This is a genomic window from Amycolatopsis xylanica, from assembly GCF_900107045.1.
Taxonomy (GTDB): domain Bacteria; phylum Actinomycetota; class Actinomycetes; order Mycobacteriales; family Pseudonocardiaceae; genus Amycolatopsis; species Amycolatopsis xylanica.
Window position 1 is genome coordinate 117,897 of the sequence record NZ_FNON01000009.1, and the last position, 21,529, is coordinate 139,425.

The 21,529-nt window shown below is 67.8% G+C and carries 20 protein-coding genes; 9 read left to right on the forward strand and 11 right to left on the reverse strand.

What is annotated here, in order from left to right; all coding sequences use genetic code 11:
* Positions 1–10: 10 nt before the first annotated feature.
* From BLV57_RS34025 to BLV57_RS34040, 4 genes are read right to left on the reverse strand one after another with little or no spacing between them, the layout of a single operon-like run.
* Entirely contained in the window at positions 11–760 is a 750-nt protein-coding gene (locus BLV57_RS34025) for a succinate dehydrogenase/fumarate reductase iron-sulfur subunit (RefSeq protein WP_091296286.1), read from the reverse strand.
* The gene (locus BLV57_RS34030; protein ID WP_091296290.1) at positions 757–2,676 is read right to left on the reverse strand and encodes a fumarate reductase/succinate dehydrogenase flavoprotein subunit; all 1,920 of its coding nucleotides are present in this window, start codon (positions 2,674–2,676) and stop codon (positions 757–759) included. The genes BLV57_RS34025 and BLV57_RS34030 overlap by 4 nt, the downstream gene beginning before the upstream one ends.
* 59 nt (positions 2,677–2,735) lie before the next feature.
* A complete protein-coding gene (locus BLV57_RS34035; RefSeq protein WP_091296294.1) occupies positions 2,736–3,569 on the reverse strand; it encodes a hypothetical protein in 834 nt (277 codons plus the stop codon).
* Positions 3,566–3,853, reverse strand: coding sequence for a hypothetical protein (locus BLV57_RS34040; protein WP_091296298.1), 288 nt, complete (start codon positions 3,851–3,853; stop codon positions 3,566–3,568). The genes BLV57_RS34035 and BLV57_RS34040 overlap by 4 nt, the downstream gene beginning before the upstream one ends.
* 257 nt (positions 3,854–4,110) lie before the next feature.
* Here BLV57_RS34040 and edd point away from each other — a divergent pair, with 257 nt between their 5' ends.
* Both edd and eda read left to right on the forward strand, forming a co-directional pair.
* Positions 4,111–5,991 carry a phosphogluconate dehydratase gene (gene edd, locus BLV57_RS34045; protein ID WP_176968933.1) on the forward strand — a complete coding sequence of 627 codons (1,881 nt, stop codon included), beginning with the start codon at positions 4,111–4,113 and terminating at the stop codon, positions 5,989–5,991.
* Positions 5,988–6,614: a bifunctional 4-hydroxy-2-oxoglutarate aldolase/2-dehydro-3-deoxy-phosphogluconate aldolase gene (gene eda, locus BLV57_RS34050; protein WP_091296301.1), complete on the forward strand. Its 627-nt coding sequence runs from the start codon at positions 5,988–5,990 to the stop codon at positions 6,612–6,614. The genes edd and eda overlap by 4 nt, the downstream gene beginning before the upstream one ends.
* A 91-nt stretch (positions 6,615–6,705) precedes the next feature.
* Here the strand turns inward: eda and BLV57_RS34055 are convergent, their stop codons facing one another.
* Positions 6,706–7,101 (reverse strand): RidA family protein, encoded by a 396-nt coding sequence (locus BLV57_RS34055; RefSeq protein ID WP_091296304.1) that lies wholly within the window; start codon positions 7,099–7,101, stop codon positions 6,706–6,708.
* Positions 7,102–7,190: 89 nt separating this feature from the next.
* On the opposite strand from BLV57_RS34055, the gene BLV57_RS34060 reads away from it, so the two are divergent.
* Entirely contained in the window at positions 7,191–8,183 is a 993-nt protein-coding gene (locus tag BLV57_RS34060; protein ID WP_091296307.1) for a helix-turn-helix transcriptional regulator, read from the forward strand.
* Here BLV57_RS34060 and BLV57_RS34065 read toward each other — a convergent pair.
* Positions 8,159–8,629, reverse strand: coding sequence for a carboxymuconolactone decarboxylase family protein (locus BLV57_RS34065; protein ID WP_091296310.1), 471 nt, complete (start codon positions 8,627–8,629; stop codon positions 8,159–8,161). The genes BLV57_RS34060 and BLV57_RS34065 overlap by 25 nt on opposite strands.
* A gap of 329 nt (positions 8,630–8,958) precedes the next feature.
* Here BLV57_RS34065 and BLV57_RS34070 point away from each other — a divergent pair, with 329 nt between their 5' ends.
* Both BLV57_RS34070 and BLV57_RS34075 read left to right on the forward strand, forming a co-directional pair.
* Positions 8,959–10,983, forward strand: a complete 2,025-nt coding sequence (locus tag BLV57_RS34070; RefSeq protein WP_091296312.1) for a PEP/pyruvate-binding domain-containing protein — start codon at positions 8,959–8,961, stop codon at positions 10,981–10,983.
* A 26-nt stretch (positions 10,984–11,009) separates the two neighbouring features.
* On the forward strand, positions 11,010–12,236 hold the full coding sequence (locus BLV57_RS34075; RefSeq protein ID WP_091296315.1) for an MFS transporter: 1,227 nt from the start codon (positions 11,010–11,012) through the stop codon (positions 12,234–12,236).
* 403 nt (positions 12,237–12,639) lie between these two features.
* On the opposite strand, the gene BLV57_RS34080 is transcribed toward BLV57_RS34075, so the two are convergent.
* Complete coding sequence (locus tag BLV57_RS34080; RefSeq protein WP_091296318.1) at positions 12,640–13,626, reverse strand: MCE family protein; 987 nt, start codon at positions 13,624–13,626, stop codon at positions 12,640–12,642.
* Between the two features lie 141 nt (positions 13,627–13,767).
* Here BLV57_RS34080 and BLV57_RS34085 point away from each other — a divergent pair, with 141 nt between their 5' ends.
* On the forward strand, positions 13,768–15,027 hold the full coding sequence (locus tag BLV57_RS34085; RefSeq protein ID WP_091296321.1) for a lysyl oxidase family protein: 1,260 nt from the start codon (positions 13,768–13,770) through the stop codon (positions 15,025–15,027).
* 46 nt (positions 15,028–15,073) lie between these two features.
* Here BLV57_RS34085 and BLV57_RS34090 read toward each other — a convergent pair whose 3' ends face one another.
* Together BLV57_RS34090 and BLV57_RS34095 are read right to left on the reverse strand one after the other, a co-directional pair.
* Complete coding sequence (locus tag BLV57_RS34090; protein WP_091296324.1) at positions 15,074–15,598, reverse strand: GNAT family N-acetyltransferase; 525 nt, start codon at positions 15,596–15,598, stop codon at positions 15,074–15,076.
* A 3-nt stretch (positions 15,599–15,601) separates the two neighbouring features.
* Complete coding sequence (locus BLV57_RS34095) at positions 15,602–16,129, reverse strand: GNAT family N-acetyltransferase (RefSeq protein WP_091296327.1); 528 nt, start codon at positions 16,127–16,129, stop codon at positions 15,602–15,604.
* 118 nt (positions 16,130–16,247) lie between these two features.
* On the opposite strand from BLV57_RS34095, the gene BLV57_RS34100 reads away from it, so the two are divergent.
* Genes BLV57_RS34100 through BLV57_RS34110 form a run of 3 tightly spaced genes read left to right on the forward strand, consistent with a single transcriptional unit; the run spans position 16,248 to position 18,530 of the window.
* Entirely contained in the window at positions 16,248–16,913 is a 666-nt protein-coding gene (locus tag BLV57_RS34100; protein WP_091296331.1) for a Crp/Fnr family transcriptional regulator, read from the forward strand.
* Positions 16,914–16,942: 29 nt separating this feature from the next.
* On the forward strand, positions 16,943–17,275 hold the full coding sequence (locus BLV57_RS34105; protein WP_091296334.1) for a hypothetical protein: 333 nt from the start codon (positions 16,943–16,945) through the stop codon (positions 17,273–17,275).
* A 34-nt stretch (positions 17,276–17,309) separates the two neighbouring features.
* Positions 17,310–18,530, forward strand: a complete 1,221-nt coding sequence (locus tag BLV57_RS34110) for a glycosyltransferase family 4 protein (RefSeq protein ID WP_091296338.1) — start codon at positions 17,310–17,312, stop codon at positions 18,528–18,530.
* Here BLV57_RS34110 and BLV57_RS34115 read toward each other — a convergent pair.
* Entirely contained in the window at positions 18,505–21,042 is a 2,538-nt protein-coding gene (locus BLV57_RS34115) for a tetratricopeptide repeat protein (RefSeq protein WP_091296340.1), read from the reverse strand. The two genes, BLV57_RS34110 and BLV57_RS34115, sit on opposite strands and share 26 nt — an antisense overlap.
* 53 nt (positions 21,043–21,095) lie before the next feature.
* Positions 21,096–21,485: a hypothetical protein gene (locus tag BLV57_RS34120; protein WP_091296343.1), complete on the reverse strand. Its 390-nt coding sequence runs from the start codon at positions 21,483–21,485 to the stop codon at positions 21,096–21,098.
* Positions 21,486–21,529 lie beyond the last annotated feature (44 nt).

Here is a 21,529-nt window from a genome sequence, read left to right on the forward strand (position 1 = left end):
GCTAAATCTCTCAGCCCCGCCGGAAGAGCTTGTTGCCCAGCCAGACGATGGGGTCGTACTTGCGGTCGGCGACGCGCTCCTTCATCGGAATGAGCGCGTTGTCCGTGATGTGGATGCCCTCGGGGCACACATCGCTGCAGCACTTGGTGATGTTGCAGTAACCGAGGCCGTGTTCCTCCTGCGCCTCGTCACGCCGGTCCGCGACGTCCAAGGGGTGCATCTCGAGCTCCGCGATCCGCATCAGATACCGCGGGCCCGCGAAGTTCTCCTTGTTCTCCTCGTGGTCGCGCACCACGTGACAGGTGTTCTGGCACAGGAAGCACTCGATGCACTTGCGGAACTCCTGCGAGCGCTCGACGTCCACCTGCTGCATCCGGTATTCACCGGGCTTGAGGTCGGGCGGCGGGGTGAACGACGGGATCTCGCGGGCCTTGGTGTAGTTGAACGACACGTCCGTCACCAGGTCCCGGATGACCGGGAAGGTCCGCATCGGGGTCACGGTGATGACCTCGTCCTCGGAGAAGGTCGACATCCGCGTCATGCACAGCAGGCGCGGCCTGCCGTTGATCTCCGCCGAGCAGGACCCGCACTTGCCCGCCTTGCAGTTCCACCGGACCGCGAGGTCCGGGGTCTGCGTGGCCTGCAGCCGGTGGAGGATGTCGAGTACGACCTCGCCCTCGTTCACCTCGACCTTGTAGTCCTGCAGCTCGCCGTCGTCCGCGTCGCCTCGCCAGACCCGGAAGCTCGCCTTGTAGCTCATTTCTCGGTCCTTCCGGGGTGCGCGGCCAGCTCTTCGTCCGTGTAGTACTTCGCCACTTCGGAAAGCTCGAAGAGCTCCAGCAGATCCTCACGCATGGGCAGCTGCGGCTTCGGTGTGACGGTCACGTCCGGCACCACCGGGTTGTCACCGTCCGACGCGCTGCAGACCAGCAAAGTGTTGCGCCACTTCGAATCCATGCCAGGGAAGTCGTCGCGGGTGTGCCCGCCACGGCTCTCCGTGCGCGCCAGTGCCGCCTTCGCCACGCATTCGCTGACGAGCAGCATGTTGCGCAGGTCGACCGCCAGGTGCCAGCCGGGGTTGAACTGCCGGTGCCCTTCGACGACCACGCGCAGCACGCGCGCGCGGATCTCCTCGAGCTTGACCAGCGCCTGCTCGATCTCCTCCGCCTTGCGGATGATGCCGACCAGGTCGTTCATCGACTGCTGCATCTCGGTGTGCAGGGTGTACGGGTTCTCTTCGACGCCGTCGGACGGCGGGTCGAACGGCGCGAGCGCCATCTTCGCCGCGGCGTCCACATCGGACTGACGCACCACCGGGCGCTTCTCGAGAGCGCCCACATAGGACGCCGCGCCGAGCCCGGCGCGCCTGCCGAACACCAGCAGGTCCGACAGCGAGTTGCCGCCGAGCCGGTTGGAGCCGTGCATGCCACCGGAGCACTCACCGGCCGCGAAGAGCCCGGGAACGCTGGCCGCCGCGGTGTCCGGGTCGACCTCGATCCCGCCCATCACGTAGTGACAGGTGGGCCCGACCTCCATCGGCTCCTTGGTGATGTCGACGTCCGCCAGCTCCTTGAACTGGTGGTACATCGACGGAAGCCGCTTCTTGATCTCCTCGGCGGGCAGGCGCGAGGCGATGTCGAGGAACACGCCGCCGTGCGGCGATCCCCTGCCCGCCTTGACCTCCGAGTTGATCGCGCGGGCGACCTCGTCACGAGGCAGCAGGTCCGGCGTGCGCCGGTTCTCCTCCTGGTCGGTGTACCAGCGGTCGGCCTCTTCCTCGGTCTCCGCGTACTGCCCCTTGAAGACCTCGGGCACGTACTCGAACATGAACCGCTTGTCCTCGGTGTTCTTGAGGACACCACCGTCGCCACGCACGCCTTCGGTGACCAGGATCCCCTTCACCGAGGGCGGCCACACCATGCCGGTCGGGTGGAACTGGATGAACTCCATGTTGATCAGGTTCGCGCCCGCGCGCAGAGCCAGAGCGTGCCCGTCACCCGTGTACTCCCACGAGTTCGAGGTCACCTTGAACGACTTGCCGATACCGCCGGTCGCGAGCACCACGGCGGGCGCCTCGAACAGGATGAACCGGCCGCTTTCGCGCCAGTAGCCGAAAGCGCCGGAGATCCGGCCGTCGTCGGTGAGCAGCTCGGTGATCGTGCACTCGGCGAACACCTTGATCCGGGCTTCGTAGTCGCCCGTCTCCTTGAAGTCCTCCTGCTGCAGCGAAACGATCTTCTGCTGCATCGTGCGGATCAGCTCGAGCCCGGTCCGGTCACCGACGTGCGCGAGCCTCGGGTACGTGTGCCCGCCGAAGTTGCGCTGGCTGATCCGGCCGTCGGCGGTGCGGTCGAACAGCGCGCCGTAGGTCTCCAGTTCCCAGACGCGGTCCGGCGCCTCCTTGGCGTGCAGCTCGGCCATCCGCCAGTTGTTGAGGAACTTCCCGCCGCGCATGGTGTCGCGGAAGTGCACCTGCCAGTTGTCGTTCGAGTTCGCGTTGCCCATCGAGGCGGCGCAGCCGCCTTCGGCCATCACCGTGTGCGCCTTGCCGAACAGCGACTTGCACACCACCGCGACGCTGTAGCCGCGTTCCCTGGCTTCGATGACCGCGCGCAGCCCGGCGCCACCGGCGCCGATCACCACGACGTCGTATTTGAGTCGTTCCACTTCGGTCATTTAAAAAGCCACCTCAAAGCGCTTTGACGCCGTTGTCGAAAACACAGTCGGAAAAGAAATCAATTGATGAACCGCAGATCCGTCAGCGCGCCACTGGCGACCAGCATCACGTAGAGGTCGGTCAACGTGAGCGTGCCGAGCGTGGTCCAGGCGAGAGCCATGTGGCGCGTGTTGAGCGCGCTGACCTTCGTCCAGATCCAGTACCGGACCGGGTGCTTGGAGAAATGCTTCAGCCTGCCGCCGGTGACGTGCCGGCACGAGTGGCAGGAAAGCGTGTAGGCCCACAGCAGGATCACGTTGCCGAGCAGGATGATGTTGCCGAGGCCGAACCCGAAACCGCCGGTCGAACCGTGGAACGCGGTGATCGCGTCGTAGGTGTTGATCACGGAGACGACCACGGCCGCGTAGAAGAAGTAGCGGTGGGCGTTCTGGATGATCAGCGGCAGCCGGGTCTCTCCGGTGTACTTCGCGTGCGGTTCCGCGACCGCGCAGGCGGGCGGGGACAACCAGATCGAGCGGTAGTAGGCCTTGCGGTAGTAGTAGCAGGTGAGCCGGAAGCCGAGCAGGAACGGCAGCACGACGAACCCGAGCGGGATGAATCCCGGCAGTTCGCCGAACGGGGTGCCGAAATGACTCGACCCGGGCACACAGGACTCACTGAGGCACGGGGAATAGAACGGGGTCAGGTAATGGTATTCGGGGACCCAGTACGCCGTGCGCACAAAAGACCTGATCGTCGCGTAAACGACGAAGGTGGCCAGCCCCAGCGTGGTGAGCAGGGGCGGGAGCCACCATCGGTCCGTGCGCAGCGTGCGCCAGGGGATCTTCGCGCGGGTCGGCGCGTGTACCCCGGTGCCCACTCGGCCGGCCTCGTTGCCGGCGGGGGCGCTCACGCCTGATCGCGCTTGTAGCCGCCGACGCCTTCGTCATCGGCTCCATGCCACAGTGAGGGGTCGTATGGGGTGTCCGGCACTTTGACTCGTTCCTCCGACTTGCTCTGGGTGGGGACGGAGGGTGCACACGAGTCCATGTCCGCGGCGTCGATGTCGAGCCGTTCGACGTCGTTCGCGAGCCTGCGCACGGCCGACGCGTCGCCGTAGCGAGCGCGGAGCGTGCCGACACACTGCCTGAGTTGCCCGATGGTGCGGCGAAGTTCCGCGATCTCTGTGGTGGACATCGTGCCTCCGATAATCAGTTCGCTGCAGGCGCCTGAGCGCTATACCGACTCTGCCCTGCGTTGTGCAGTGTGACAAGTAGCACACGGGCGAGCCGGGACGTGATCGGGGTCACGTTTTCGGGCGTTCTGAATCGATTTTGACTCGATCTTTCCTGGCAGGTACTGTGTGCGTTGTCACGACCGTCTTCCACGACCGTGCGCGACGCCAAAGGCGCCGTCCGCCGGACCACCACCTGTGATCCGATGCGGAGAGTTCCATGAGCAGTTCCCGAATCCACCCTGTCATCGCGGACGTCACCGCGCGTATCGCCGAGCGCAGCGCAATGACGCGCTCCGCCTACCTCGAACGCATCGACGCCGCCTACGCCGACGGGCCCCAGCGCCGCGGGCTCGCGTGCAGCAACCTGGCACACGGCTTCGCCGCCGTCGAGGGCGTCGACCGCGACGCGCTGCGCGCGCTGCGCAAGCCGAACGTCGCGATCGTGTCCTCCTACAACGAGATGCTGTCCGCGCACCAGCCGCTCGGCGAGTACCCGGCCTGGCTGAAGAAGGCCGCGGCGGGCAACGGCGGGGTCGCCCAGTTCGCCGGCGGCGTGCCCGCCATGTGCGACGGGATCACCCAGGGCCGCGCGGGCATGGAGCTGTCCATGTTCAGCCGCGACGTGATCGCGATGTCGACCGCGATCGCGCTGTCCCACGACATGTTCGACGCGACGCTGCTGCTGGGCGTCTGCGACAAGATCGTGCCCGGCCTGCTGATCGGCGCGCTGTCGTTCGGGCACCTGCCCGCGATCCTCGTGCCCGCCGGTCCGATGGAAAGCGGCCTGCCCAACAAGGAAAAGGCGCGCGTCCGCCAGCTCTACGCCGAGGGCCTCGCGACGCGCGAAGAGCTGCTCGACGCCGAGGCGGCTTCTTACCACTCCGTCGGCACCTGCACCTTCTACGGCACGGCCAACTCGAACCAGATGGTCGTCGAGGTCATGGGCCTGCACCTGCCCGGCGCGAGCTTCGTGCAGCCTCGCACCGCGTTGCGCCGCGCGCTGACCGAGGAGGCCGGGCGCCGCGCGGTGACCATCGCGCGTGGCGAGGAGTACACCCCGCTCGGCCGGGTGATCGACGAGAAGTCCGTGGTCAACGGCGTGATCTCGCTGCTGGCCACCGGTGGCTCGACCAACCACACGATGCACCTGGTCGCCATCGCTGCGGCCGCGGGCATCCAGCTGACCTGGGACGACTTCACCGATCTGTCGGCGGTCGTCCCGCTGCTGGCGCGGGTGTACCCGAACGGCAGCGCGGACATCAACCACTTCCACGCGGCAGGCGGCATCCAGTTCCTCATCGGCACGCTGCTCGACGCCGGGCTGATGCACGAGGACGTCCGCACGGTCGCCGGTGACGGGCTGAGCCGGTACCGCCAGGAGCCGATCCTCGACGACGGCGAGCTGATCTGGCGCGACGTCGAAACCCGCAGCCGTGACGAGGACGTGCTGCGCCCGGCGTGGCGGCCGTTCGCTTCGGACGGTGGCCTGCGGATGGTGTCCGGCAACCTCGGCCGCGCGGTGATCAAGGTGTCGGCCGTCGCTTCGGACCGGCGCAAGGTCGAGGCGCCCGCGCGGGTCTTCACCACGCAGGAGGACTTCACCGAGGCGTTCAAGGCGGGCGAGCTGAACCGCGACGTCGTGGTCGTCGTCCGCAACCAGGGCCCGCGCGCCAACGGGATGCCTGAGCTGCACAAGCTGATCCCCGCGCTCGGCGTGCTGATGGACCGCGGCCACCAGGTCGCGCTGCTGACCGACGGCCGGATGTCCGGCGCGTCCGGCAAGGTGCCCGCCGCGATCCAGCTGACCCCGGAGGCGGCGGCGGGCGGCCCGCTCGCGAAGATCGCCGACGGCGACCTGGTGCGCCTCGACGCGGACTCGGGCGTGCTCGACGTGCTGGTGAGCGATCAGGTGCTCGCGGAGCGTGAACTGGTGGACGGACCGCCCGACGAGGCATCCTGGGTCGGCACCGGGCGCGAGCTGTTCGGCATCCTGCGCCGCGCGGTCGGCCCAGCCGACCAGGGCGCCGGTGTGTTCGGGCCGCTGACGCCCGGGCATTTCGGCACGCCAGTACACACGAACATGTTGGAGGTTAAGTGAGCACCGGAGCGGACCTGCTCGACCTGTCCCCCGTGATGCCCGTCGTCGTGGTGTCCGATGTGGACGACGCGGTGCCGGTGGCCCGCGCGCTGCTCGCGGGCGGGATCAGGGTGATCGAGCTGACGCTGCGGACGCCGGTCGCGCTCGCCGCGATCGAGCGGGTGGCGAACGAGGTGCCGGACATAGTCATCGGCGCGGGCACGGTCACCGCGCCCGACCACGCCAAGCAGGCTTTGGACGCGGGCGCCTCGTTCCTGGTCACCCCCGGCGTCACCGACCAGGTGCTCGACGCCTGCTTCGACACCGGGCTGCCGTTCCTGCCCGGCGCGAGCACGGCGTCCGAGGCGATGCGCCTGGCCGAGCGCGGCGTGACGGCGCTGAAGTTCTTCCCGGCGGAGGCCAGCGGCGGCGTCGACTACCTGAAGTCGATCGGCGGCCCGCTGCCCGGACTGCGCTTCTGCCCGACAGGCGGGATCACGCTCAAGACGGCCCCGGCCTACCTCGCGCTGCCGAACGTCGGCTGTATCGGCGGCTCGTGGCTCACGCCGAAGGATGCCTTGGCGGCCAAGGACTTCTCGCGTATCGAGGCCTTCGCCCGCGAAGCCTCCGCACTCCGCGGCTAGCAGGATAAAGCGGGCTTTATCCCGGGTGCTTTCCCCGGGATAAAGCCCGCTTTATCCCGGTCTGGAGTAAAGCCCGCTTTATCCCGTCCCCCTAGCCGACCGCGGTGCCCTCCAGCTCCACCAGCTGGCCGGGGATCGCCAGCCGCGTCACGCCGAGCATGGTGGTCGCGGGCGCCACCCCGGCCGCGCCCAGCCGCGACGCCAGCACGCCATAGTGCTGGAAGAGCAGGTCCACATCGGTCGTGTAGACGTTGAGCCGGACGAGGTTCGCCAGCGACATGCCCGCCTCGGCGAGCACGGCCTCGAGGTTGGCGAGGCTCAGCGCCACCTGGCCCGCCATGTCACCCTCGCACTCGGGCTTGCCTTCGCCGTTCATCGCGGTCTGCCCTGAGCAGTACAGCGTGCGGGTGTGCCCGGACACGAGCTCGCCCTGGTTGAAGCCCAGCTCCGCCGACCAGGTGACCGGGTTGACGGCCGTTCTTTCCACTGCCACTTCAGCTCCATTCGGTTCAGTGGCGACCAGCCTCGCAAGCGATATACGACATCCTGTGTCATGTATTCCGGTAGATTTCGCGCATGCGCGCCGACCGGTTGGTCTCGCTGGTGCTGCTGCTGCGCCAGCGCGGACGGCTGTCGGCGGCCACGCTCGCCCGCGAGCTGGAAGTGTCCACCCGCACCGTGCTGCGTGACATCGACGCGCTGTCCGCGGCGGGCGTCCCGGTCTACGCCGAGCGCGGCAGGCATGGCGGTTTCGCTTTGCTGCCAGGGTTTCGGACGGAACTCACCGGGCTGAGCCATGATGAGGCTCTCGCGCTGCTGGTCGCCGGGTCACGGCGGGGCGCGCAGGTGTTCGGCCTCGGGTCGGCGCTCGCCTCGGCCGTGCTCAAGGTGGTCGACGCGCTGCCCGATGGCTACCGGGACACCGCGGCGGGCGCGGCGCGGCGGCTGCTCATCGATCCGGAGACCGACCTGCTCGCCCGGCGCACCGACGCCGACGAGGTGCCCGACGCCGTGGTGACCGAGGTCCGCAAGGCCGTGTTCGGCGGGCACCGGCTGCGCATCCGGTACGCGGCGGTGGACCAGGCCCCGCGGTGGCGCACCGTCGACCCGATCGGCCTGGTGACCGTGCGCGGCCAGGGCTATCTGCTGGCCACGCGGTCCGGCGAGGACCGCACTTACCGGCTGGCCAGGGTGCTGGCCGCCGAGGAACTCGACGAGCCCGCGCGGCGACCGGACCGCGTCGATCTGGACCAGGCTTGGCGGGACCGCAGTACCCGGTTCCGGACCGGGGGCGACCAGGTCGCCGTCCTGGTCCGGGTCGACCCGGCCCGGCGCGAGGAGCTGGTGGCCACCGCGCTGGCCGTCCAGGCCGAAGAGATCGGCGAGGACGGCTGGCTGCGGCTCGACGTGACCTTCCAAGACGCGAGGCACGCCGAGTGGGCGCTGTGGCAGCTCGCCACGCAAGCGGAAGCGCTTGCCCCGCGGTGGCTGCGCACCTCGTTGCGCGACCGCGCCGCCGCGGTCGCGACCCGCTACGAGGCGGCTCAGCCGAACATGCCGACCTGGTAGTCGCCCGCGGGCTGCTGGACCAGGACGTTGATGCGGTTGTAGGCGTTGATCAGCGCGATCAGGCCGGTCAGCGCGACGAGCTGGTCCTCGTCGTAGTGCTTGGCGGCGTTGGCCCAGACCTCGTCGCTGACACCGGCCGAATCGGCGATGCGGGTGCCCTGCTCGGCGAGCTCCAGCGCGGCGCGCTCGGCCTCGGTGAAGACCTTGGCCTCGCGCCAGCCCGCGATCATGTGCAGGCGCTGGGCGGTCTCACCGGCGTGCGCGGCCTCCTTGGTGTGCATGTCGAGGCAGAACCCGCAGCCGTTGATCTGGCTGGCGCGGATCTTCACAAGCTCCTGCGTGGCAGCAGGCAGGCCCGAGTCGGCCAGCACCTTGCCTGCCGAGTTGATGTACTTCATGAACTTGCCGGCGACGGGGTTCGCGAAGACGTTCAGGCGGGCTTCCATGATGTTCTCCTTGCCGTGGTGACAGATACACAGCGTTGACGAGATGACCCCCTCGGTTTGTGACAGCCTCGCCGGTGACCTGCGTCACGGACCCGTGAGACATAAGTAAGGAATGTCACGCACGGGCCGAAAGAGCCGGATTCGGGTCGTTAGCGCCCGAACGATGGGATCGGCGTCTCGCGGAATTGGATGTTTAGACCATCGGAGTGTGGCGCCGGTCATGGTGAACATCAGATTCAGCTCAAGTGAACGCGCATCGGCACGAGCACCGACGCGACGGTGTTATCAAACCTAGATCAACCTGTTAACCTCCTTCTTCGCTGCTAATCATGCGAGGAGAATTCCGGGTGTCGGACAACAACGCGGTTGCCACCGTTCAGGATACGGAGAGCGTGGCCGCTCTGGTCGGCGAGAAGCTGACCTTGACAGCATTCAACGGGCTTTCAGGAAGCCTCGGCGGATACGCCTTCGTCAAGGTCGTCGTCGACCGTGAGAACTCTACGATCCACTTCCTCAACAACGCCCGGCATTCGTTCCATGCCCTCTACATCGGCGAGGAGATCCTCGGCATTTCCCAGGAGCGCATGGGTGCCCGGATCGACGAATTCAACCAGCGGTTCTACCACGACGCCGACCGGCGCTTCTATCTCGGCATCCTCGCGCTGCACACCAGGCGGGAAGAGGAAACCGGCCAGGAGTGGCGGGTCTTCTCACTGGAGACCGTCGAGGTCGACACCATGTCGGCCGACATGATCACCTATTTCTACGAATTCGTCCGCGCGCATCTCGACGATTCGCTTCCGCTGCTGTTCAAGCCAGCGAACCATCTCCAGGAGCGGGCGATCCTGGAATTGTCGCCGACGGCGCTGCCGCGCATTCTCGCGCACGAGCTGTTCTCCAGCTCCCAATTCGTGCCGCTGAACAGCGGGGTCACCACCGGCCGCCTGCGCGCGTTCCGCGACGAGGCCGAGTACCGCGCCGCGACGCTGGAATGGCACGACATCATCGTGATGCACCGGGTGCCCGACGACATCCCGCGCCTCGCCGGGATCATCAACGCGCACCACACCACCCCGTTGTCGCACACGAATGTGCTGGCCACCGGCTGGCAGATTCCCAACGCCATCCAGATCGGCGTCTTCGACCTGATCGAGCGGGAAAACCTCAACGGCCAGTGGGTCGAATACGAGGTCGACGACGGCAACCCGACGGTCAGCCTGCGCCTGGTCGACGAGCCTGCCTCGGCGAACCAGCGTCCCGCCTGGTACGCGCAGCGCATCGTGCTCGACGAGCCCGAGTCCGAGAACACCCCGATCGCCGCGCTCACCGAGCTGCGCCACCGCGATCACCACCGTTACGGCACCAAGGCCGCGAACCTCGGCGAACTGCACCACGTGCTGGCCAACGGTTCGCAGCGACTGCTCGGCTTCTTCCAGGTCCCGCGGCCGCCGCGCGAGAACCTGCTCCCGTATCTCGGGAAGCTGCTCGGCGCGCCCGAGGGCGCCGACCTCGCGTCCGCGTCGCGCAAACTGCTCGGCGAGCGCGTCCGCGTGCCGCGCGGGATCGCGCTGCCGTTCTCGGTGCAGCAGCGGTTCCTCGAGTCCTCGCCGCGGATCCAGCAGGCCATCGGCAAGCTCAAGATGGCACTGGAGCTCAACGCCCGCGAGGTCGAGCCGCTCTGCGTCGAACTGCAGCAGCTCATCCGCGGCGCCCGCATGCCGGCCGACCTGGTCTCCGAGATCGACGACGCGCTGATCGCCCAGCTCGCCGGCGTGCGCGCGTTCGTCGTGCGCAGCTCGTCGAACGCCGAGGACCTGGCCGGGTTCTCCGCCGCCGGGATCTACGAGTCGATCAACCACGTGACCACCGCCGAGAAGATCCTGGCCAGCATCAAGGAGGTCTGGGCCTCGCTGGTGTCGGTGCGCAGCGTCCGGCTGCGCCAGCAGGCGGGCATCTCGCTCGACGAGTGCTTCATGGGCGTGGTGATCCAGGAGCAGGTCGCCGCCGACTTCGGTGGCGTGCTCGTGACCAGCAACCCGTTGAACCGCAACGACTTCCGCAACGTGTACGTCAACGTGTCGCCCCAGGTGACCGACGTGGTCGACGGCACGAAGCAGCCGATGCAGTACCTGTACAACACCGTCGAGGGCGGCGGCCGCACCATGTCGCTCGGCGACGCCAAGGAGGACCTCGGCGAGCGCGCCAAGGAGCAGCTGCAGCGGCTCGCCGTCGCCGGCCGCCTGCTGCAGTCGCACTTCTCCCCCGACTACACCTTCGACTCCCCGGTCGACATCGAGTGGCTCGCCGACGAGGACACGATCCACATCCTCCAGCTACGTCCTTACTCGGTCTGACGCGTCAGTTTCACTAGGAGCACTTCATGCTGGGCCTTCGCCTGCCCGCGAACCCGGAGGTACGCCGGGCCGTGCGGCTGACCTACGGTTTCCAGTTCTTCTTCGGGCTGCTGCTGTGGGTACCGATCTTCTACAGCTACCAGAAGCAGCTCGGGATGAGCGACGCCGAGATCTTCGGCATCCAGAGCATCTACTACATCGCGTTCTGCCTGCTGGAGATCCCGACCGGGATGATCGCCGACCGCTTCGACTACCGGACCTCACTGGTGGCGGGCGCGTCGGTGCTGGTCGGCGCGAACCTGGTGCCGGTGTTCCTCGGCTCGTATTCGGGTTTCCTGATCCACTTCCTGCTCATCGCGCTGGCGCGCTCGCTCATCTCGGGCGCGCAGAGCGCGTATCTCTACGAGTACCTGCACGCGCAGGGCGCGGGCTCGCTGTATCTCAAGGTCGAGGGCGTCGGGCGGTCGTACAGCCTGGTCGGCAAGATCGTGTTCTGGCCGGTCATCGGCCTGCTCATGCAGTGGAGCATGTCCTCGCCGTACTGGATCACCGCGATCAACGCGGGCATCGCCGTCCTGATGGCGCTCAAGCTCCCGCCGATCCCCGGCGGGCGCGTCAACCGCGACAAGACGGCCTCACTGATCGCGGGCGTCGGCGGCGCGTTCTCGGCGCTGCGCTCGTCTCGCTGGCTGATGCTGCTCATGGTGCAGGGCATCGCGATGTTCACGCTCGTGCGCATCTGCCAGGTCAACCTGTTCCAGCCGATCCTGGAGTCGAAGCACGTCGCCGTCGACTGGTACGGCGCGGTCCTCGCGGCGATGACGATCTTCGAGGCACTCGGCGCGGCCCGCCCCCACCGCCTGCGCCGCGCGGTCGGCCCGGCGGGCGCGGTGTTCTTGCTGACCATCGTGATGGCGCTGTGCCTCGGTTTCATCGTCGCGGTGCCCGCGATGGCGACCGTGGTGCTGCTCTGCGTTTTCGCGGTGGCGACCGGGATCTCGTTCCCCATCCAGAAGCAGCTGCTCAACGACGCGATCCCGGACTCGAAGTACCGCGCGACCCTGCTGTCGATGGAGTCGATCATCGACAGGGCGGTCTGCGCGCTGGTCGCGGTGGCACTCGGCGCCTACCTCGCGGCGGGTGACCTCAACGGGTTCCTGCTGCTGTCGGCGATCGTGACGTGCACGCTGATGGGCTTGCTCGGCGCGCTCCTGCTCCTCGTCCGCCGCCGGAAAAAAGTCGTGAGCGTTTAGGCCGGTTAGAACCGGCCATACCACTCACGACCCGCGGCTTACGACGGGCTTCGCCCTGGCTTGCCAAAGGAAGCCCATGCCCTGGCTCAGCGGCTGCAGTGAGGGAGGCCCTCACTGCAGCCGGTTTTGTATGAAGGCTCCCTTCATACAGCCGAACCTGTATGAAGGCTCCCTTCATCAGCCCATGCTGGATGAGGGCTCCCTTCATACGGCCAGACCTGTATGAGGGGAGCCTTCATCCAGCCAAGCCCAGGGCTGCGGCGAAGGCCCGCGGGCGAGGCTGCGGCGAAAGGGTCGCGGGCGAGGCTGCGGCGAAAGGGTCGCCCCGCCGCGCGAGGCGCGGCTTGCGCGAAGGGGTCGTGAGTGTTTAGACCGGTTAGAACCGGCCGCGCCACTCACGAGGTCATTTCTCGAAGCAGCCCGCTTCGTTGAGCGGTCCGATGCTGGGCAGGATCAGGCCGCACAGGTAGGCGTCGACCCAGCGCCCATTGCCGGCGAGCCCGGTCAGCAGGCGGACCAGCGGCGCGAACCTGGCGATCCCGTCGGCCAGCGAGTCCTGGTTGCGGCTGAGCATCGAGGTCAGCTGATCAAGCTGCTTGAGCACGGGGTCGAGCTGCTTGTCGTTGTCGTCGACGAGGCCGTTCAGCTGGGCCGCGAGCGCTTTCGTGGCGTCGAGCAGGTGCGTGATCGCCTGCTTGCGCTTGCTCACCTCGTCGAGCAGTTTGTTGCCGTCTTCCATCAGCTTGACAAGCTGAGCGTCGCGGTCGACGAGTGTTTGGCTTACCTGCCGGGTATTCGCCAGCAGCTGGCCTAGCTGTTTGTCTCGCGACGCGAGCGTGTCGGAAAGCTTAGAAAGACCGTTAAGCGCGCCGCGCACATTGTCGGGTGTGTTGGCGAACGTCGCGGCGATGGTGTCGAAGCTCTTGGCAAGCTGGGTGGTGTCGATGTCGTTGACCGTCGTGCTGAGGTCGCGGAACGCGTCGAGCATCGCATATGGCGCGACCGTGCGCTCCAGCGGAATCGGGTCGCCGGGGTCGAGTGTGCCGTCGCCTTGCGGGTCCAAGGCCAGGAATTGTTGCCCCAGCACGGTTTTGATCTTGATGTAGGCGACGGTCTTGTCGCCGAGCCAGACGTTCTTGACGCGGAAGGTCACCTTGACCTTGTCGCCGTCGAGCTGCACGCCGGCCACCTTGCCGACCTTGATCCCGGCGACGCGCACGTCGTTGTCGGTGCGCAAACCCGCCGACTCACTGAATTCCGCGCTGTAGGTGGTGCCCGCGCCGATGAGCGGCAGTGCGTCGACGTTCAACGCGGTGAGCACCCCGAGCGTGAGCACCGTGATCCCGACCAAGCCGGTGGTCACCGGTGTGCGCGCCCACGGAGAAATCATCCGTCGACTATCCAGGCACCCGGCCGCGAAGGCGAGCCGCCGCACCCGAACGGAGCACGATCTACCCGTTCGCGGGATTGCCAAGAACGGCGCCTATCACTCCAATCAAAGGCAGGCAAGTAATACACGGGGGAAAAACACATGAGAAACGCATATGCGGCACTGGCCGCACTCGCTTTGCTGGCACCACTCGCGACGCCCGCGGAGGCCGGAGCCCGGGTCGTCGTCACCTCGGATCGCCCGGTGTCCTGGACCGGGCAAGTCGGCAGGACCACTCCGGTGCACGACGTGCCGGAGTGCGCGAAGGTCGGCTGCAGCCGAGTCGAACTCGAAGTCCGCCTGCCGCGCTCACTGCGTATTAAGCCGGGAGGGGTGGAACTCGCGATCCGCACCGTCGGCGCGACCAACGACGACAGCCTCGGCCTAGTCGTTTATCAAGGCAGCCGTCGCGTCGCGATCTCTGAAGCGCAGATCGGCACCTCACGTTCCGTCTGGCTTCCGAAGACGAGCGCGCGCTACACGGCCTACGCGTTCTACAACCCGTTCGTCCCGGATCTCGCTTCGGATTCCGTGCGCTACGAAGGACTTCTCGAAAACGAGAACACCCCACGCTACCCGCAGGTCAAGCAGTTGCTGCCGGACCTGCTCGCGCTGCCTCAGCGTTACGCCACCTTCGAAACCCCGCCGCCGTTCTTCGACGACTCCGCCGCACCGGGCGAGTCCTGCTTCAAGAGCGAGATCGAAGACCAAGGCGCGAAGCGGTGCCTGCGCTTCGGCCAGGCCATGGCCAACGTCGGCGACGGCCCCGTCGACATCCGCTACCAGACACCTGCCGGGCAGCGGCCGGAGGAAGTCCCTGGCGCACAACGGGTTTACCGTTCGGACGGCACGTCGACGGACCTTCCCTCGGTCGGGAACATGCACTACCACGCGATCCATCACCACTACCACTTCGAAGACTGGTCGGTCTCGGAGCTGTGGGCGGCCGACGCCACCGGCGCACCCACCGGCTCGGCCCCCGTGGCGGTCGGCAAGAAGAACGGTTTCTGCATGGCCGACACCGAGCTGAGCTGGTGGGCGAAGAAGGGCAACGGCGTCCAGAGCTACCCCGCGCCCCGCTGCCTCGACCCCGAGCCGAACTCCCCGCCCGGCGTCGACGCGTTCAAGAACGGGATCTCGCGTGGCTGGGCCGACGAGTACTACTGGGGCCTGCCGGACCAGATGATCGAGGTCAGCGCGCTGACCGATGGCACGTACGCGCTGGTCACCCGCATCGACCCGGCCAACAAGGTCCGCGAGCTGAGCGACAGCAACAACTGCGTCCGGCTTCCGATCACGCTCACCGGCCTCGCCTCGGCGTCCCCGAAAGCCACTTTGGGGACAACGTCGGCGCCCTGCTGACCCCTGGGTCGTGAGCGTTGCGGGCGGTTAGAACCGCCCGCAACGCTCACGACCCCAGTTCTCCCGCAAGCAGGCTCATCATGATCGAGTCATGCCACTCGCCGTCCTGGTGGAACCGCTGCCGCTGACGCCCTTCCTCGACGAAGCCCACCTTCGAGTAGACATGGCGCGCGCCCGCGTTCGATGCCGCGACCAGCAGGTGCACGCCGTGCAGGCGCATCTGATCGAATCCGTACCGGCACAGCACCCGGACCGCGTCGGTCCCATACCCGCCGCCGCGGAACTCGGCATCCCCGAGATAGATCGACAGCTCGGCCCACCCGCTCTCCGGCTCCGCGCCGGTCAGCGCGATCACCCCGAGCGCGCGCCCGCTCGCGAGCGACTCGATGCAGAGCACCAGGCTTCCGTAAGTGTTCCGCGGCCGTTCCCGGCACCGCTTGACCACCTGCGCGAGCGACACCGGATAGCCGACCATCACCCGCGACACGACGGGATCGTCGAACCAGCGCGCGAGCGTCTCGGCGTCCGACGGTTCGAGGGCGCGCAGCCGCGTGAGCTTTCCGGTCAACACGGTCTAGTCGATCAGCTCGTCGGCGAGCAGGCTCATCATGACCAGGTCGTGCCACTTGCCGTCGCGGTAGAACCGCTGCCGCTGCCGCCCCTCCTCGACGAAACCGACCTTCTCGTAGACGCGCCGCGCGCCGGCGTTCTCCGAGACGACCACGAGCCAGATGCCGTGCAAACGCATCTGGTCGAACCCGTAGCGGCACACCACGCGGAGCGCGTCGGTGCCGTAGCCGCCGCTGCGGAAGTCCGGTTCGCCGATGTAGATGGACATCTCGGCCCACCCGCTCTCGGGCTCCGCGCCGATCAGCGCGATCACGCCGAGCGCGCGCTTCTCCCGCAGCGATTCGATGCATAACACCAGGTTGCCGTAGGTGTTGCGCGGCCGTTCCTCGCAGCGCTTGACCACCTGCGCGAGCGACATCGGGTAGTCGTTGACCATCCAGTGGGAGACGACCGGGTCGTCGAGCCAGCGCGCGAGCGACTCGGCGTCGGTCGGTTCGAGGGCACGCAGCCGAGTCAGTTTCCCAGTCAGCATGCGTCAACCGTACCGATTTCCACCCTCGTGCATGGAAGACAAGTTCACCCGGTTGGCACTGCACTACAGTTCAGTGTGGCGTAGTCACATCGCTGTGTAGAGTATTACACTCTCAACTATGTACGCGAACATCCTGTGCATCTTGGACGTGCTGACCGACGACCAGCACACCAAGCTCAAAGCGCTGGGCACGCGCGTACGCTTCCCCGCCGACCAGACCCTGTTCTTCGAGGGCCAGCCGTCCCACTCGGTCCTGCTGATCGAGGAGGGCAGCGTGAAGATCACCAAGGTCGCGCCCGACGACACCGAGATGATCCTGGCCATCCGCGGCGCGGGCGAGCTGCTGGGCGACGAGGGCGTGCTGATGGACGAGCCGCGGTCGGCGACCGTCACGACCATCACCGAGCTGTCCGCGATCGACGTCGACGCCGACGAGCTGCGGAAGTTCGTCCGCGAAGAGGACCTCTGGCCGACCATGTACCAGGCGGTCGTGGCACGCGGCCGCCAATCGGATCAGCGCACGCTGCTGGGCAGGCTCGATGTCAAGTACCGGCTGGCCCGGTGGCTGCTCGACATCGCCGCCGAGGTCGGCGAGCAGACCGAGGAAGGCTGGACGATCGAGCTGCTCCTGTCCCAGCAGGACATCGCGAGCCGCATCGGGGCGTCACGGGACGCGGTCGCCATCGAGCTGCGCAAGCTGCGGGAAAAAGGACTCCTGTCGACGGGCAGGCGGAAAATCGTGCTGCACGATCTGGGCACGCTCAACAGAATCGCCGCGGTCTGACCGCGACAGCACCGAAAAGACGGAGACCGATGATCACCAAGACCGAGACGCTGGGACCGTTCCAGCCACTGTGGACGGCCTGGAACGAAGCTGACAGCGAGGTGAAGGCCAAGCCGATCAGGCATTTCAAGGTCGCGACCGACGTCCAGTTCAGCGAACTGGAGACGCACTTGGGCGACCACAACGACAAGGCAGCGGCCAACGAGGTGATCGACGTGATCAGCATCGCGCTCAACCTGATGCGCAAGCTCGGGTACACGCCGGACGAGGTCGCCGAAATCGCCAGGGATCGGGCTGAGCAGAGGATGCGCGGCCAGGCGATCAGCATTCTCGACAAGTACCAGCGGCTGTACAGCGTTTGAGCGGTGGCGGAGGTTTTCCGGAGGGGTGGCAACGATGGGCGGACAAACTGATCCAGACTCACCAGGTGACTCATGCCTGTCCTTTCTGCTGATCAACGACGAGTGGTCGCCGACCCGCGGCGGCATCTCCACGTTCAACCGGCTGCTGGCGACCGCGCTGGCGAACGCGGGCTGCCGCACGGCCTGCCTCGTGGAGCACGCGACCCCGCGTGACCGTGAGGACGCGGCCGAGCGTGGTGTGAACCTCGTCGTCGCCGAGCGGACCCCGGCCGGGCCCAACCTCTACGTCCGCGCCGAGCAGGCGCTGCGGACGCTGCCGGATGTCGTGGTCGGGCACGACCGGGTCAGTGGCTCGGTCGCGTGGACCTACGCCAGGCGCTACCGCCGGACAAGGCTGGTGCACATCGTGCACACCGCGCCGTCCGAGATCGAGCCGTACAAGAGCGGCGAGGACGCACCGCGGCGGATCGCCCAGCGCGAGCGCATGACCAGGGACATCGCGGCCGACGCCGATGTCGTCGCCGCCGTCGGGCCGAGGCTGCGGCGCAACGCCGAAGCCGTGGTGTGCGACGGGTTCGGCGGCGTGCCGGTGCTGCAGCTCGACCCGGGTCTCACCGTGCCCGCCGGCCTCGACGGCCGGATGCGCCGGGCGCTGGCCGAGCCGACCGTGCTGGTGCTCGGCCGCACCGGTGACATCGAGCTGAAGGGCCTCGACATCGCCGCCAAGGCGACGGCCGGGCTCACCGTGCCCACCGGGCAGCCGAAACCCGTCCTCTATGTGCGGGGCGCGCCCGGTTCGGAATGCGCGTCGCTGCACGGCAAGCTCGTCGCCATGTCGGGCGCGGCCCGTGACCGCATCGACGTCCGCGCGTTCACCGACGATCCCGACGAGCTCGGCCAGGACCTCAAACGCGCCTCGCTGAGCATCATCCCGTCCCGCGTCGAAGGGTTCGGCATGGCCGCGCTCGACGCGATCAGCCTCGGCACCCCGCTGCTGGTGAGCAGCAAGGCAGGCATCGCGGAGACCCTGCGCCAGCATCTCGGTTCGCTGGCGGGCGCCATGATCGTGGAGACGGACGACACCGGCGAGGACGTCGCACGCTGGAAGGCCGCCATCAACCGGATTCTGAGCGATCGGGAGAAGGCGTTCCACGACGCGCACGAGATCAGGCGGCGCCTGATCGGCGTGCTCAGCTGGGAACGCACGGTCGACAAGCTGCTGTGCGGACTCAGTCCGCGTTCTCTGGCGAGCTGAGCTTGGCGCGGACGCCTGCCGCGTCCGGATGCCGAAGTTCCGTGAAAATCGCGAAAGCTTGCTGCCACAAGGCTTTCGCCCGCGTTGCGTCGCCGCATGCGAGGTGGACCTCCCCGAGCCTGTCGAGCGCGTACGCTTCCCAATAGCGGTCCCCGAGTTCGCGATCCAGCTCCAAGGACCGCTCGAAGCACCGGACCGCCTCCGGCAGCCTGCCGAGCCGCAAGTCGAGTTCTCCGATGTTCTTGAGCACGTTGGCTTCCCCCTCCTTGTCCGGCAGCTCGGCATAAAGCCTGAGCGCCTCGGCGCTGTGCTCGGCCGCCTCGTCGAACCGGCCGAGCATGGACTCCTGCTTCCCCATCCCGGTCAGCGCGCCCGCCTGGTCACCCCGCCCGGTCTGCCGCCTGGCGAGTTCCCAGCCCGCCTTCGCGTGGTCGAGCGCTTCCCGGTGCCGCCCCTGCGCCTCGAACACCCTGCAGTACGCCAAATGCACGTGTAGCAGGTACGATTTGTCTTGCAGCGCCAGGGAAATCTCGAATGCTTCGTCGAGCAGCTCCTCGGCCTCTTCGAATCGGCCAAGCCGGGAGAGACCTTGTGCGAGCTGCCGGAGCGAGGTGGCTTGCCCGATGACGTCACCGGCTTTGCGGCTGGCCACCAACGCGGTCCGGTGCACGGCGACCCGCTCATGCCGCCTGCCCACCCGGCGCAGGAAGATCTGGCAAGCCGAAGCGAGGCGCCACGCGTACTCGGCGAACCCGTGGTCCGCGGCGAAGGTGACCATGGCGAGCAAGGTGTCGTGCTCGGCGGTGAACCAGCTCATCGCCTCCTCGTAGCCGGGCTGCACCGGCTGGATCTGCCGATCGGCGCGGGCGGCGGCGCTCAGGTAGTGGTCGAGCATGCGTTCCGCGGCGGCGCGGCGATCCGGTTCCGTCGCCGCGAGTTCGGCGGCGTAGGCACGCAGGAGATCGTGGAAGCGGAACCGTCCTGGCACGTGCTCGGCCAGCAGATGCGCGGTGACCAGTTCCTTGAGCAGCTGCTTCGCGTCCGGGGCCAGCGCCTCGCAGGCGAGCAGGTCGATGTCCGGGCCGGGATGCACACCGAGCAGCCGGAACAGCCGCGCCGCCACCGGGGAGAGCACGGTGTAGGACCAGGAGAACACCGCGCGGACACTGAGATCGGTGTCGCCGAGGTCGAGCGCGTCGAGCCGGTGCCGTTCGTCCTTGAGCTCGTGCACGAGCGCGGCCAGCGGAAGGTTGGCCTGGCTCGCCGCGCGGGCGGCGACGATGCTCAACGCCAGCGGCAGCCGCGCGCACAGTTCCATCAGCTCGGCGACGGCACCCGGTTCCTCGGCGAGACGGTCGCCGTCGATCCGCTCGGCGAGCAGGGCGCGGGCGTCTTCGGCGGGCAGCACGTCGAGCGCGATCCGGTACGCGCCCTCCCTGACCATGAGGCCGCGCAACTGGTTCCGGCTGGTCACCACCACGAGACAGGACGGCGTGCCGGGCAGCAACGGCCGCACCTGGTCCGCGGAGCGGGCGTTGTCGAGCACGATCAGCATCCGGCGCCCCGCGAGCAGGCTGCGATAGAGCGCCGCTCGCGTCTCGAGATCGGCCGGGATGCCGCCGGGCGCGACGTCGAGCGCCTGCAGGAATCCGTGCAGTGCCTGGCCGGGGTCCATCGGCTCGCCCGAGTCGAACCCGCGCAGGTTGACGTGCAGCTGGCCGTCCGGGAACCGGTCTTTGACCTGATGGGCCCAGTGCATCGCCAGCGTGGTCTTGCCGATGCCCGCGGTGCCGTCGATCGCGGTGATGATCACCGCGCCTGCCGCACCCGAGACGGTGTCGAGCCTGCCGAGTTCGCTCTCCCGGCCGACGAACTGCCGGATGCCCGCCGGCAGCTGATGCGGCGCGGACTCCTCGGCGATCGGGGCGAGCAGTTCGGGCGAGAGCGGCTTACCCGGCACGCTGATCCAGGCCGTGGTGTCGGTTTCCTTCGCCTTCGCGCGGACCTGGTGGTAGCCATCGCGCTCGCGGCTGTGCCAGACGACCTCGTCGTAGAACCACGCTGAGGTGACCACCGCCAGCAGCCCGCCGGAATCGGCCAAAGCCCGCTTCAGCACCGGGAGTTCGAGCAGCCGGAACGTCAGGTTGACCGGCCTGCCGACGACGCCGTGCTCGTCGTAGTGGATCTCACCCGCGTGCAACGCCATGCGCAGCCGGATCTGCTCCTCGGCGAGATGGGCACCGTTGTGCTCCCGCAGTGAGGTCAGCAACGCGCCCGGCAACGCCTCCACCAGCAGGCTTTTCGGCACACTCGGCGGGATCAGCACGAGCGCGCCGTCGCCGCGGTCCTCGTCCTCGCAGACCTCCCAGGGGATGCCCGCGGCCGCGAACGCGCGCGTCAGCACGCGGTAGAGCCCGCCGTGCACGGTGACCTGGTGCAGGTTGGTGCGCCTGAGGTCACCGAACCCGGCGACGTCGACGACGAGGATGGTCCGGTGCACGGCGCGGCTCATGGGATAAGTCGTCGCACAGTCGCGCCCGTTTCGGCAATGTCCTAGGGCGTGTCCTAGTCACAGAGGAGCTTGGGCGCGGTCGCGCCGGGCCTCGCACGGAAGAAGACCTCGTGCCCGAGGTCGTCTCGGAAAACGGCGCGGTTCGGCGTCAGCAGGGTCATCCGGCCCGGCTGCAGTGGATTGCCCCATCCGGGTGGCGCGCTCTGGGCGGTGCCGATGAGCGGGACCTCGGCTTCGAAGTAGACCGTGCCGATCTTGGCTTCGTCGACCCCGCAATGGGTCAGCAGGTCGAACGGCATCGAGTCCGGCGCCGCCAAGGACAGCGCGGGCGGCTCGAACAGCGGGGAAGGCGGCGGGATGCGGGTGGCGTAGACACAGGCGATCCCGGCCACGGCGACCGCCATGACCCCGATCGGCCGCCAGATCTTGCCGCGTACGGACATGGGGATCCCTCCAGCAGGCGCGTTTCCCCGTACACGCCCGCCGG

What these genes read in the sequence shown, in the direction of transcription:
- BLV57_RS34075 (WP_091296315.1), top strand. Translation starts at nt 11,010, where the DNA reads ATGCTGGGCCTTCGCCTGCCCGCGAACCCGGAGGTACGCCGGGCCGTG.
- BLV57_RS34080 (WP_091296318.1), bottom strand. Translation starts at nt 13,626, where the DNA reads ATGATTTCTCCGTGGGCGCGCACACCGGTGACCACCGGCTTGGTCGGG.
- BLV57_RS34105 (WP_091296334.1), top strand. Translation starts at nt 16,943, where the DNA reads ATGATCACCAAGACCGAGACGCTGGGACCGTTCCAGCCACTGTGGACG.
- BLV57_RS34115 (WP_091296340.1), bottom strand. Translation starts at nt 21,042, where the DNA reads ATGAGCCGCGCCGTGCACCGGACCATCCTCGTCGTCGACGTCGCCGGG.
- BLV57_RS34040 (WP_091296298.1), bottom strand. Translation starts at nt 3,853, where the DNA reads ATGTCCACCACAGAGATCGCGGAACTTCGCCGCACCATCGGGCAACTC.
- BLV57_RS34085 (WP_091296321.1), top strand. Translation starts at nt 13,768, where the DNA reads ATGAGAAACGCATATGCGGCACTGGCCGCACTCGCTTTGCTGGCACCA.
- BLV57_RS34095 (WP_091296327.1), bottom strand. Translation starts at nt 16,129, where the DNA reads ATGCTGACTGGGAAACTGACTCGGCTGCGTGCCCTCGAACCGACCGAC.
- BLV57_RS34100 (WP_091296331.1), top strand. Translation starts at nt 16,248, where the DNA reads ATGTACGCGAACATCCTGTGCATCTTGGACGTGCTGACCGACGACCAG.
- BLV57_RS34110 (WP_091296338.1), top strand. Translation starts at nt 17,310, where the DNA reads ATGGGCGGACAAACTGATCCAGACTCACCAGGTGACTCATGCCTGTCC.
- BLV57_RS34120 (WP_091296343.1), bottom strand. Translation starts at nt 21,485, where the DNA reads ATGTCCGTACGCGGCAAGATCTGGCGGCCGATCGGGGTCATGGCGGTC.
- BLV57_RS34030 (WP_091296290.1), bottom strand. Translation starts at nt 2,676, where the DNA reads ATGACCGAAGTGGAACGACTCAAATACGACGTCGTGGTGATCGGCGCC.
- BLV57_RS34065 (WP_091296310.1), bottom strand. Translation starts at nt 8,629, where the DNA reads ATGGAAGCCCGCCTGAACGTCTTCGCGAACCCCGTCGCCGGCAAGTTC.
- BLV57_RS34025 (WP_091296286.1), bottom strand. Translation starts at nt 760, where the DNA reads ATGAGCTACAAGGCGAGCTTCCGGGTCTGGCGAGGCGACGCGGACGAC.
- BLV57_RS34060 (WP_091296307.1), top strand. Translation starts at nt 7,191, where the DNA reads ATGCGCGCCGACCGGTTGGTCTCGCTGGTGCTGCTGCTGCGCCAGCGC.
- edd (WP_176968933.1), top strand. Translation starts at nt 4,111, where the DNA reads ATGAGCAGTTCCCGAATCCACCCTGTCATCGCGGACGTCACCGCGCGT.
- BLV57_RS34070 (WP_091296312.1), top strand. Translation starts at nt 8,959, where the DNA reads ATGCGAGGAGAATTCCGGGTGTCGGACAACAACGCGGTTGCCACCGTT.